Below are 12,099 nucleotides of genomic sequence, written 5' to 3'. Positions count from 1 at the left end.
GAGCCCTGTCGGAGGACGTCAGAGCCGCACTGTCCGGCGGGGCGCCGCCAAAGGGGAAAGTATCCGAAATGCGCCGGGCCGACGTCCCGGATTCGAGGCGGGCAGCCGGAATCGGCCATCCGCAGAGGTCGGAGAAATGGCAGGAAAATGCCATCGGATTCGGAGAACCGAAGGGCGCCGGCGGGCGTCGCCTTCGGAAGCCGGCCAGGGAATGCCCCGGAGGCCGCGGCGGGAGCGGCGGCAGGCGCGCCGCTGACCGGGTGGGCCGCTGCGGATCGGCGCCCGGCACGGCGCGGCGGGTGTGAACCCGGGCAGGGCGCAGGCGCGGCCGCCCGGGGCTCCTCCAGCTCCGGGCGGCCGTGCGGCATGCGTGCGGGTCAGGCGCTGGGCAGGGCCTCTGCCAGCCAGGCTTCGACTCCGGCGGAGCTGCGGGGCAGGCCTGCCGAGAGGATCCGGTTGCCGTCCTCGGTGACGAGGATGTCGTCCTCGATGCGGACGCCGATGCCGCGGAGCTCCTCGGGCACGGTCAGGTCGTCGGGCTGGAAGTACAGGCCCGGCTCGACGGTGAGGACCATGCCCGGCTGCAGGTCGCCGTAGAGGTGGGCCTCGGTGCGGGCGGCGGCGCAGTCGTGCACCTCCATGCCGAGCATGTGGCCGGTGCCGTGCAGCGTGTAGCGGCGCTGCAGGCCCTGCTCGACGACCGTGTCCACCGGGCCCTGCAGGATCCCCCACTCCACGAGGCCCTCGGCCAGGACGCGCTGGGCCACCGCGTGGTACTCGCGGAACGGCCGCCCCGGCGCCACCGCGGCGATGGAGGCCTCCTGCGCGGCGTAGACCAGGTCGTAGACGCGCCGCTGCAGCTCGGTGAAGGTGCCCGAGACGGGCAGCGTGCGGGTGACGTCGGCGGTGTAGAGCTCGGTGGTCTCCACGCCGGCGTCGAGCAGCAGCAGCTCGCCGTCGCGCACCGTGCCGTCATTGCGCATCCAGTGCAGCTTGGTCGCGTTCTCGCCGGCCGCGGCGATGGTGCCGTAGCCGACGTCGTTGCCCTCCACGCGGGCGCGCAGGAAGAACGTGCCCTCGATGTAGCGCTCGGAGGTGTCCTTGGCCTTCGGCAGCGCCGCCACCACGTCGCCGAACCCGCGCACCGTGGAGTCGACGGCCTTCTGCAGCTCGGCGATCTCCCAGTCGTCCTTGACCAGGCGCAGGTCGTGCAGTGCGGTGGTGAGTTCTGCGTCGCGCTCGGCCGCGTCCGCCCCGCCGCGCACCGTGTCCACCAGCGCGTCGAGCGCGGCGTCGTGGCCGCGGACGATGCGGGTGCCGGCGGCCGCGCCGGCCTTGTCCAGGATGGCGGGCAGTTCGCGCACGTCGTGGGTGTCCGTGCCCAGGCGGGCGGCGGACTCGGCGAGGCTGGCGCGGCGGCCCGACCACAGCTCGCCGTGGCCGTCCAGCCAGAACTCGCCGTTCTCGCGGTTAGAGCGCGGCCGCAGGTAGGTGGTGGCGTCGTGCCCGCCGCCGGCCCGCGGCTCCAGCACCAGGCAGCCGTCGTCGGACTGGTCGCCGGTCAGGTAGACGTAGTCGGTGGCGGCGCGGAACGGGTAGTCGGTGTCGTTGGAGCGCACCTTCAGCCCGCCGGCCGGCACGACGAGGCGCTCGCCCGGGAAGAGGGCGCTGAGCGCGGCGCGGCGGCGCGCAGTGTGCTCGGCCTGCGGCAGGGCCTCGACTCCGCGGAGCTCGGTGTCGGCCCATCCGGTCCGCATGAACGCGGCCAGTTCGTCGGAGACCGACTGCGCCTGGCCGTTCTTGCGCGGGTGGAAGGCCGGGGCGTCGGCGGCGCCGGAGGGGTCGGTGTGCTGCTCGGTCACTGGAATGCCTCCATGGGGTTCGATGGCGGACGGCGGGCCCGGACAGCGCCGCGCAGTATCCGGGGCCGCCTCCAATCGTAGGACGACCCGCCGGGGTCACAGCTCCTTGGTGAAGGCGAAGTAGTGGCGGTTGCCTTCTGCGTCGGTGCCCTCGCCCGGCGCGAGCGCGTAGCCGAGGCGGCGGTAGAGCGCGACGGCCTCCGGCTGGGCGGGGCCGGTGGTCAGGCGCACCCGCGCATAGCCGCGGCGCGCGGCGGCGCGCTCCAGTTCGGCCAGTGCGCGCCGGCCCAGGCCGCGGCGGCGGTGGCCGGCGTCGGTCCAGATCCGCTTGAACTCGGCGGTGGCGCCGTCCGGGTCGCCGTCGCGCTTGAAGGCGCCGCCGGCGACGGCGCGCCCGCCGGCCAGCAGCAGCACGACGCCGCCTCCGGGGGCCGCGAACTCCGCGTCCGGGTGGCCGGTGAGCTCGGTGCGGGCGGTGTCGGCGCCGTAGCGGCGGGTGTACTCGTCGGCGAGCCCGTCCAAGAGCGGGCGCGCAGCAGGGTCGGACATGTCGGCGACGCGGACTGCGATGCCGTCGGCCCCTGCGCCGCGCGGACCGCACTGCTCCCGATCTTCCGTCCCGACCTGCACCATCGCCCGTCCTCCCGGTGTCTCGTGGGTGGGGCCGCACTCCTCCGGCGGCCCGCAGAGCGCAACGCGTTGCACCCTGCCCGCCATTCCCGCTGGTCGCAGCGGCAGATCGTCGCCCCCGCGGCGATTCCGGCCCCCGGGCGACCCTAGAGTTGCCCCTATGGCACTGATCGAGCGCACCCTCCTCGGCCCCGGACCCAGCAACCCCTATCCCGAAGCCGTCCACGGACTCTCGGCGCCGCTGCTCGGCCATCTCGACCCCGAGTTCATCGCGGTCCTGGAGCGCACCTGCGACCGGCTGCGCACCGTGTGGGGCACGCAGAACCCGGTCACGCTGCCGCTGTCGGGCACCGGGTCGCTGGGGATGGAGGCCGCGTTCGCCAACGCGGTGCGGCCCGGCGCGACCGCGGTGATCGCGGTCAACGGCCTGTTCGGGCGGCGCATGTGCGAGGTGGCGCGGCGCTACGGCGCCGAGGTCGTCGCGGTCGAGCACGCGTTCGGCACCCCGGTGGACGTGGAGCGGGTGCTGGCCGCCCACCCCGACCCCGACATCGTCGCCGCCGTGCACGCCGAGACCTCCACCGGCGTGCTCAGCGACATCGGCGCGCTGGGCGCGGCGCTGCGCGCACGCTCCGACCGGGCGCTGCTGATCGCCGACTGCGTCACCTCGCTCGGCGGCACCACGGTGGCCGTGGACGACTGGGGCGTCGACATCGCCTACTCCGGCACCCAGAAATGCCTGGGCGTGCCGCCGGGGCTGGCGCCGTTCACGTTCTCCGAGCGGGCCTGGGAGCGGCGGGTCGAGACGCCGCCTGTCTGGTACATCGACTTGGGCCTGCTCGGCGCCTACGTGCGCGGCGGGCCCGGCGGGCGCGCCTACCACCACACGGCGCCGGTCGGCATGATCGCCGCCCTGGATGGCGCCCTGGGCCGGATCCTGGAGGAGGGCCTCGACGCCGTCAGCGAGCGGCACCGCGCCGCGGGCCGCCGCCTGCAGGAGGGCCTGCAGGAGATGGGCATGGAGCTGTTCGCTGAGGAGGGCCACCGGCTGCCGCAGCTGACTTCGGTCAAGGTGCCGGAGGGCGTCGACTCGGCGAAGGTGCGCGCCCGGCTGCTGGACGAGTACGGCATCGAGATCGGCGCCGGCGTGGCCGAATTCGCCTCGACCGTGTGGCGGATCGGCCTGATGGGCCCGAACGCCCGCCCGGACCGCGCCGAGCTGGTGCTGGCCTCGCTGCGGGCGGTCCTGGAGCGCTGAGCCGGCGCGCGCCGCGCGGCTCTGCTGCGAACTGCGCGGCGCGGGTAGCCCCGCGCCGCGCGCGGCTCCGCTGCCGTCCGCAGTGGAGCGCGGTCGGTCCCGCCCTGCGAGCGCGGCGAGCTCGGGGCCGGCCAGTGCGGAGCTCGGACCGTGCGCGCCGGGTGGCGGCGGTCAGCCGCGCGGCCACGACCGCGGAGAGCACGGCGAGGCAGGCGCCGCCCGAGGGGGAGGTGGAGCCCGACTGCATCCGGCTGATATCGGCCCTGGCAGAGCGCGGGTTTCCGCCTGAAGGCCGCGAGCCCGGCGCGCGCCCGGTCGAGGGCATCGCGGTGGCGGCCGCGGCCGAAGCGCTGTTCGCTCCGAGCGTGTCCCGCCGGCTCATCGACGGGTCCACCGGCGCCCGCTCCGGCTCCCGGCCCGACGGGGTCGCCCCGCGCGGGGTGCGAAGTCCTCGTCCTGATCGGGGTCTCTCCAGCGGCGAGAGCGAGCAGCACCCCCACCTGAGCAGGGCCGACCCGTAGCGGCCGCCTGATGGCCAGGCTGCACTCCCGCGGACCGGGTCCAGCTCAGCTCGTCACCGCCGGCTACGCGTCGGGGACCGGGCGCTGAGCAGCGGTCCACCTGGTGGTGCAGCCGAGCCGGCCTTCCCTGCCCGGCCGCGGAGGGCCGACTGGCCATCCGCGCGGTGCAGGGCCGCGGTCAGTCCTCGCTGTTGGGGCCGTAGATGCTGGTGTGGTCCTGGGGGTCGGCGGGGTCGGAGATGTTGCCGATGATGGCGGCGATGGGCGGCAGCACCATGGCCACCGCGCACATGCCGACCGCCCACCAGACGCCCAGCAGGTAGTAGGCCGGCAGCGATCCGCCGAACAGGACCAGGCAAGTCCCCATCAGCCAGGCGTAGGTGCGTACCCGCCGCTTCATCCCTCCAGCCTACTCCGGACACTGGCGACAGCCCAGCTCACAGCGCCTGTGGGCACCTCGCACCGCGTGGGCGCCCCGGCCGGGGCAGGGCTTGGCGGGTCAGCGCGGGACGTTGTCCGGCGCCTCGCGCTCAGCCCGGCTGCCGGGGGATCGGGGAGCCCGGCCGGTGCGGCGGGCCGGCCAGCTGCGGGGGTCGCGCAGGCCGGCGATGCCGCGGGAGGCGTCGTAGCCGGCCGCGGCGAGGCGGCGCTGCGCCGCGGCGGCGCGGGCGACCGTGGCCGGGTCGAAGAGGCGGTTGTACAGCGGGTCGGGGGTGCGGGTGAGCGCGCCGCGCACCGCGCCCAGCGCCGTCGTGGTGAGGACGCCGGCGCCGGGCGGTTCCGGCAGGACGCCGTACCTGCGCCGCGCCCACGCTGGGAGCGCATAGTAGGCGAGCATGCCCAGCGGCACCCACAGCGGCCGCGCCGCGGCGAATGCGCGCAGGTGCTCGGGGACGGTCGGCCAGAGCAGGTAGCGCACCACGGCGCGGGCTTCGGGGCCGGCGTGCAACTGCGGGCGGACGCGGCCGAGGTAGCTGCGCATCGCGGCGGCCGAGGCGGGCACCTCCGCGGGGTCGAGGCCCACGTAGCGGGCGGTGCGGGCCTGCTCGGCGAAGTAGCGGTCCGCGTCGCCGGGGGCGAGGCGGGTGCCGGCGCGCACCACCACCTCCAGGTAGGACACCACCTCGGCGCAGTGCACCCAGAGCAGAAGTTCGGGCTCGTCGACGCGGTGCCGGGTGCCGGTGGCGGGGTCGGTGAAGCGCAGCCGGCGGTGCACGCCGCGCACCCGCGCACCGAGCTCCTCGGCCTCCTGCGGGCTGCCGTAGGTGGTGGTGGCGACGTAGTCGGCGGTGCGCAGCAGCCGGCCGGTGGGGTCGTCCATGAAGTCCGAGCGCTGCCACACGCCCTGCATGGCCACCGGATGCAGCGCCTGCAGCATCAGCGACCGCACGCCGGCCACCCACATCACGCGGTCCGTCTGCACCCGCCACGTGACGCTCTCCGGCGCCGCGACGGTGGGTGCCGCGCCGCTGGCTGCGACGCCCGGCGCCGCTGCCTCCGCCTCCGCCATCGCCCCCGCCTTCCTCTGCTGCCGGCCGCTCTACTCGGCCGCCCAGTAGCGCTTGACGACGCGCAGCATCACCGACATCTCCGCCGCCGAGATCCCCGGCAGGGAACCGACGCCGGCGTCCAGGAACCGGGCGAGGTCGCGCTCGTGCGCGAACAGGCCGTGGAACAGCACCGAGGCCCGTCCGCCCACGGTGGCAACATAGCGCGCGCTCCCCTGGCGGGCCAGGGTCGCCGCCAGGTCCGCCGAGCGCCCGGGCTGGGCCCGCAGCGACACCGAGACCTCCAGCGGATAGCCGAGCAGCGCGGGGGCGATGCCCACGCGGGGGACGGCGATGCGCCGCTCCAGCAGCGACTGGACGGTGCGGTAGGCGGTGGAGGCGCTGGTGCCGGTCTCGCGGGCGACGTCGGCGGCCGAGGCGCGCCCGTCCCGCGCGAGGACGGCGAGCGCGGCCTGCTCCTCCGCGCTGAGGCCGGCCTCGCCGCCGTCCCCGCCGTCCTCGGGCCGCGGTGGAGCGGCGGCCCCGGCCAGCAGCGCGGCGCTGTCCGCGGGGAGGCGGTCCAGCCTCCAGTCGGCACCCATGAGGTAGCTGTGCAGGCCGATCTCGGCCCGCGTGGAGGCGATCCCCTCGACCGCAGGGAGGCGGACCCGCAGCAGTTCGCTGAGGGTGTCGCGCCGGTCGGCGTGCAGGAGGCAGAACACGTCGGCCTCCCCCGCGGTGACCGCGACGAAGCGCGCTTCGGGCAGGGCGGCGATCGCCTCGGCGGCCCGGTCGGCGGCCCCGGGCCGGGTGGTGATCCACACGTGCTGCGGGTGCGGCTCGGCACGGGCCGTCCACGGCACCTGGATGCCGATGCGCAGCCCGGCGCGGCTGCTCAGCCACTGCAGCCGCCGCGCCACCGTGCTGGTCGAGACGGACAGGCTCTGGGCGATCAGGCGCAGGCTGGCGCGCGGCGCGATCTGCAGCGCCGCGACGAGGTCGAGGTCGGCTGCCGCCAGCGACTCCGGGGGCGCCACCGGCGCTGTTTCACCATCAGGTGTCTTCATGAACGAATCATTTCATTGGATCAGGGATCTTGACCGAATTACTTCACACAAACACACTGTCCTGAACGATCAGCGGAACATCGTCGAGCAGTGGGGTGATCCCGTGCCGAAGTCCGCAGTACCCGCCTCCCCTCCCCCTCCGCCGCCCGGTGCGGCGACCGTGTTCACCGGAGCCCGCGTCCTCGACCCCGCAGCCGGGGTCTACCGCAGCACCGATCTGGCCGTGCAGGACGGCATCGTCGTCGAGGAGCCCTCCGGCGCCGGGCCCGTCGACACGGTGGACCTGCGCGGCGCCTACGTCCTGCCGGGCCTGGTCGACTGCCATGTGCACGTCAACGCCGTCACCGCCGACCTGGGGATCATCGGCACCTGGTCGCCCTCCTACGTCACCGCGGGCGCGATCCGCCGGATGGGGGCCATGCTCGACCGGGGCTTCACCACGGTGCGCGACACCGGCGGCGGCGACCGCGGCCTGTCCGCCGCCCAGGCCGAAGGCACCGTGCGCGGGCCGCGCCTGGTCTACGGCGGCCGCGCGCTGAGCCAGACCGGCGGCCACGGCGACAAGCTGCCGCGCGGGGTCCGCACCTTCGAGGAGGACGCCTGCTGCGCGGGCACCGCGCGCGTCGCCGACGGGGTCGACGCGGTGCGCAAGGCCGCCCGCGAAGAGCTGCGGACGGGCGCCCGGCACATCAAGATCCACGTCTCCGGCGGTGTCTCCTCCCCCGACGACCCGGTGGACTCCACCCAGTACTCGCTGGAGGAGATCCGCGCCGCGGTGGCCGAGGCCGAAGCCCTCGGACGCTACGTGACCGCGCACGCCTACCCGGCCCGGGCCGTCAACCGCGCCCTGGAGAGCGGGGTGCGCTGCATCGAGCACGGCAACCTGATCGACGAGCGCAGCATCGCGCTGTTCCAGGAGCACGGCGCCTTCCTGGTGCCCACCCTGGTGACCTACCGCGAGCTGTGGGAGCGCGGCGCAGAGCACGGACTGCCGGAGAACAACCGCGCCAAGGTGGGCGCCCTCTTCGAGCAGGGCATCGAGGCCCTCGACCGCGCCCACCGCGGCGGCGTCCGGCTCGCCTACGGCACCGACCTGCTGGGCGGCATGAACGCCCGCCAGTGCGACGAGTTCGCCATCCGCGGCGCGGTGCAGCCGCCGCTGGAGGTGGTCCGCGCGGCCACGACTGCGGCCGCCGAGCTGATCGGCATGGCCGGCCGGGTGGGCACCCTCGCCCCCGGTGCGCACGGCGACCTGATCGCCCTGGACGCCGACCCGCTGGAGGACCTCGGCGTGCTCGCCGCGCCAGAGCGCCACCTGCGCCGCGTCGTGCAGGGCGGCACCACCGTCCTCGACCGCTAGGCCGACGGAAGGAACCCCCCAATGGACCGCCCCGTGCTCCTCACCGCCGTGCTGGCCTACCTGGCGATCATGGTCGCCATCGGGTTCTTCTTCAGCCGCCGCATCAAGACCAAGGACGACTTCCTCGTGGCCGGGCGCAGCCTGCCCCAGTGGATCCTCACCGGCACGCTGCTGGCGACGTGGACCGGGGCGGGCACCATCATCGGCCGCGCCAACTTCACCTACACCTACGGCCCGCTGGCCAGCATCTTCTACAGCCTCGGGCCGCCGCTGGGCATCCTGGTGATGTACCTGTTCCTGGCGCGCCGGATCCGCGCGCTGGGCAAGTACACCGTTCCCGAGATCATCGAGATGCGCTACGGGCGCACCGTGCGCCTGATCGCCGCCGGCGCGATCGTGCTGGCCTACATGTCCATCATCTCCGAGCAGATCACCGCCCTGGGCTACATCCTCAACCTCACCGTGGGCGTGCCCGAGGCGGTCGGCGAGGTGCTCGGGCTCAGCCTGATCCTGTTCACCGCCTTCATCGGCGGCCTGCTCGCCATGGCCTACATGGACGCGCTGAGCGCCATCCTGATCAGCGGCGCCTTCGTCGGCGGCGTCGTCTTCGTCGTCGTCGCGCTCAGCGGCTTCACCGCGGCGCCGGCGGACCTGCCGGCCACCCACCTGTCCTGGACCGGCGGGCTCACCCCGTTCCAGCTGCTGGGCTACATCCTGCCGGGCCTGTTCCTGTTCCTGGGCGACCAGAACATGTACCAGCGCTTCGGCGCCGCGCGTTCGCCGGAGGTGGCCCGGCGCTCGGCCCTGGGCTTTTTGGCCGGCGACATCCTCTTCTACGGGTCGGTGATCGTGCTGGCCACCGGCGCCGTCCTGCTGCTGCCCGGAATCGCCCCCGACACCGCGATCCTGCGCCTGGCCACCGACGCCATGCCGCTGGCCCTGGGGACCGCCCTGCTGATGGCGGGCACGGCGTTCGTCATCACCACCGGCAACTCCTTCGTGCTGTCCACGGCCACCAACCTGGTGCAGGACCTCTACTCCGGCCTGTCCCGCAAGTCCCTGACCTCTTCGCAGACCCTGTGGGCCACCCGCGCCACCATCGTCGCCGTGGGCCTGGCCGCCTACGGCACCTCCAAGCTCTTCCCCGACGTCCTCGCGATCCAGGTGTTCGCCTACACGATGTACGGCGCGGTCATCACCCCCTGCCTGCTCGCGGTCTTCTTCACCCGCCGGGTCACCCCCGCCGGCGCCGCGGCCTCCATGGTCACCGGTATCGCGGCGACGCTCACCTGGGAGTTCCTCCTGGAGAAGCCCTTCGACTGGAACAGCATCCTGGTGGCGCTGCCGCTCTCCGTCGCCGCGCTGGCGGCGGTCAGCCTCGTCACCCGGCCGCTGCCGGCCCCCTCCCCCGAGAACGATCCGGCAGCGCGCGACGCCCGGTGAGCACCGGCCCGCCGGGCCCGGCCCAATCCGGCCGGGTGCGGCGGGCCGGCCGGCGTCGGAGGAACCCCGCCGCTGCAGCGACGCGATGGCCTAGGTTGGAACCTCCCCTTGAGAGGACGGCCATGGAGCACCCCCTGACCCCTGGTTGCGCGCCCCTGACGCTCACTGTGCAGGGACGGACGTTCGACGCGCTGGCGGCCGGTCCGGACGACGGCACGCTGGTGCTGTTCCTGCACGGATTCCCCGAGTTCGCCACGTGCTGGCGGGCGCAGCTGGCGGCCGCGGCGCGGGCCGGCTACCGCGCCGTCGCCGTCGACCAGCGCGGCTACTCCCCCGCCGCGCGGCCCACCGGGACCGGCGCCTACGCGGTCGCCGACCTCGTCTCCGACGTGTTCGGTTTCGCCGACGCGCTCGACGCGGGCCGGTTCCACCTCGTCGGCCACGACTGGGGCGGCGTCCTGGCCTGGCCGGCCGCTGCGGCCCAGCCCGACCGGGTGCGCACCCTGGCGGTGCTGTCCACCCCGCACCCGCGCGCGCTGGGCAGCGCGCTCGCCGACGAGTCGACCGGGCAGCGGGAGGCCATGTCCTATATCGGCCTGCTGCGCCAGGAGGGCCGCGCCGAGGAGCTGCTGCTCGCCGACGACGGTGCGTGGCTGCGCGCCGTCTACGGCGGTCGGGTCCCCAAGGACCTCGCCGACGACAACGTGCGCCGGCTGTCCGAACCCGGCGCGCTGACCGCCGCCCTGAACTGGTACCGGGCGCTGAGCGGCGACGCCGCCGACGCCGGCCCGGTACGGATGCCGGTGCTGTACCTGTGGGGTGAGGACGACATGGCGTTCACGGCCGCCGCCGCCGAGGCCACCGGCGACTACGCGGCCGGCCGCTACGAGTACGTGCGCCTGGACGGCGCCACCCACTGGCTGCCCGAAGAGGACCCCGAGCGCATCATCCCGCCGCTGCTGGAGCATCTGAAACGCGGCTGAGCGCCGTGCCCCCATGGTGCGGGCGCCCCGCGCAGTGCAGTCTGGACTGCGGCGGGACCGCGGGGGGCGAGCAGCGACCGGGAGGGTGCCGATGGGACCGGGAACTTCGACGAGGGCGGCGCGCGGCGCGAGGCGGCTGCGCTGGGCGGCGATCGGCGCGGCGGCCGTGCTGGCCGGTCCGGCAGCGTCGCCGGCCGCCGCCGGCGACGACGGCAGCGGCTCCGGCCGCGGCGCGCCCGCCGGCTGGCAGCTGCAGCACGAAGAGGACTTCTCGCGCTTCGCCCCCAGCGGCGACACCGGCTGGTTCGCCGACAAGGACCAGCCGGGCAGCGCCTACGACGTCGACGCCTACGACAACGACGGCGCCTACTTCTCCACGATCAGCGGCGGCGCGTTCGACGAGCACCTGGCCGGACTGGACCTGTACCGCCGCTCCTTCTCCTTCGGCGACGGCGGCTGGCTCACCGCGGAGCTGGCCAAGCGCGGCGGCTCTGCGGGCGCCGACCCCGCGTTCGGCCGCGACGTGGTCCCCGGGTCGGGGCCGGCCGGGCTGTTCGAGAGCCCCTCCCACGACGGCGGTGTCGTGCTGCGCTCCACCGAAGAGCTTCCCGCGGAGTACCGGGTGGAGATGACGCTGAAGACCATCGACTTCGGCGGCCAGCGCAACGGCGAATGGGACTACGACGGCAAGGTGAACGGCTACACGCCCGGGGAGTGCACAACCAACTTCCCCTGGCGGGCCAACGGCGACTTCACCGAACCGGAGTGCACCTGGCCCGACGTCACCACCGACTCCAACGGCTTCTACTTCCTGTCGATCATGGACTACGACCGGCCGGCGCCGCACAACAACGTCTTCATCCACAACCACCGCAAGGTGGTGATGGACGGCTACAACCGCTACCAGTACACCGGCGACGGCCTGCGCTACTGCGACGCCGACTCCGGCGAGCTGCAGAACTACGAGTGGGGCAGCGGCAACGGCGTCAACATGCTCTTCATGACCGACGATCGGCGCTACGCCGACCAGCCCGGCACCGAGTACGTCATGGACAGCGAGTGCGGAACCGAGGTGGGCGGCGGCATCGTCAGCCAGGCCGACCTGGTGCCGGAGGCGATGCCGGACCGCGACTACACCTTCGCCGTCGAGCGCCGCGACGGCTCCTACACCATGGAGGTGTCCGGCGAGTTCCGGCACATCGGCGAACGGACGCTGCGCTACGAGCGCCCGTTCGACGACGGCGAGCACCCCATCTGGCACTACAACCGCACCGCCGGCGAGTACGGCGGCGAGCACGACGCCGACTGGACCTACCCCTCCCCGGACGGCGACTTCACCGACGAGAACGTCTGGCCCGCCGGCTCCGCCTACCCCGACTACTTCCTCATCGGCCAGCCGCACATGAACTTCTACGAGGGCTCCGCCCACATCGACGACCTGCGGCTCTACGTGCCGGAGTAGCCGTACCGCCCGCGCGGGCGGCGGCA

The 12,099-nt window shown here is 74.3% G+C and carries 10 protein-coding genes; 5 read left to right on the top strand and 5 right to left on the bottom strand.

Annotated features, from left to right (window positions below; genetic code table 11):
• Positions 1–377 precede the first annotated feature (377 nt).
• Complete coding sequence (locus ACYVGT_RS02895; protein WP_460854785.1) at positions 378–1,862, bottom strand: aminopeptidase P family protein; 1,485 nt, start codon at positions 1,860–1,862, stop codon at positions 378–380.
• A 96-nt stretch (positions 1,863–1,958) separates the two neighbouring features.
• A complete protein-coding gene (locus ACYVGT_RS02890) occupies positions 1,959–2,495 on the bottom strand; it encodes a GNAT family N-acetyltransferase (protein ID WP_460854784.1) in 537 nt (178 codons plus the stop codon).
• 157 nt (positions 2,496–2,652) lie between these two features.
• Here ACYVGT_RS02890 and ACYVGT_RS02885 point away from each other — a divergent pair, with 157 nt between their 5' ends.
• Positions 2,653–3,750, top strand: a complete 1,098-nt coding sequence (locus ACYVGT_RS02885; RefSeq protein ID WP_460854783.1) for a pyridoxal-phosphate-dependent aminotransferase family protein — start codon at positions 2,653–2,655, stop codon at positions 3,748–3,750.
• A gap of 699 nt (positions 3,751–4,449) precedes the next feature.
• Here ACYVGT_RS02885 and ACYVGT_RS02880 read toward each other — a convergent pair.
• The 3 genes from ACYVGT_RS02880 to ACYVGT_RS02870 form a co-directional block, all read right to left on the bottom strand.
• Positions 4,450–4,671, bottom strand: a complete 222-nt coding sequence (locus ACYVGT_RS02880) for a DUF3099 domain-containing protein (RefSeq protein ID WP_460854782.1) — start codon at positions 4,669–4,671, stop codon at positions 4,450–4,452.
• Positions 4,672–4,770: 99 nt separating this feature from the next.
• Entirely contained in the window at positions 4,771–5,781 is a 1,011-nt protein-coding gene (locus tag ACYVGT_RS02875; RefSeq protein WP_460854781.1) for an oxygenase MpaB family protein, read from the bottom strand.
• Between the two features lie 30 nt (positions 5,782–5,811).
• Positions 5,812–6,825, bottom strand: a complete 1,014-nt coding sequence (locus ACYVGT_RS02870; protein WP_460854780.1) for an Lrp/AsnC ligand binding domain-containing protein — start codon at positions 6,823–6,825, stop codon at positions 5,812–5,814.
• 103 nt (positions 6,826–6,928) lie between these two features.
• On the opposite strand from ACYVGT_RS02870, the gene ACYVGT_RS02865 reads away from it, so the two are divergent.
• From ACYVGT_RS02865 to ACYVGT_RS02850, 4 genes are all read left to right on the top strand, one after another.
• Positions 6,929–8,185, top strand: coding sequence for a metal-dependent hydrolase family protein (locus ACYVGT_RS02865; RefSeq protein WP_460854779.1), 1,257 nt, complete (start codon positions 6,929–6,931; stop codon positions 8,183–8,185).
• Positions 8,186–8,206: 21 nt separating this feature from the next.
• The gene (locus ACYVGT_RS02860; protein WP_460854778.1) at positions 8,207–9,628 is read left to right on the top strand and encodes a sodium:solute symporter family protein; all 1,422 of its coding nucleotides are present in this window, start codon (positions 8,207–8,209) and stop codon (positions 9,626–9,628) included.
• Between the two features lie 122 nt (positions 9,629–9,750).
• A complete protein-coding gene (locus ACYVGT_RS02855) occupies positions 9,751–10,611 on the top strand; it encodes an alpha/beta fold hydrolase (protein WP_460854777.1) in 861 nt (286 codons plus the stop codon).
• Positions 10,612–10,702: 91 nt separating this feature from the next.
• A complete protein-coding gene (locus ACYVGT_RS02850) occupies positions 10,703–12,073 on the top strand; it encodes a hypothetical protein (protein WP_460854776.1) in 1,371 nt (456 codons plus the stop codon).
• Positions 12,074–12,099: the final 26 nt, after the last annotated feature.

It is taken from the genome of Nocardiopsis coralliicola (assembly GCF_054779695.1).
This window is presented reverse-complemented; position numbering and strand designations above follow the sequence as displayed.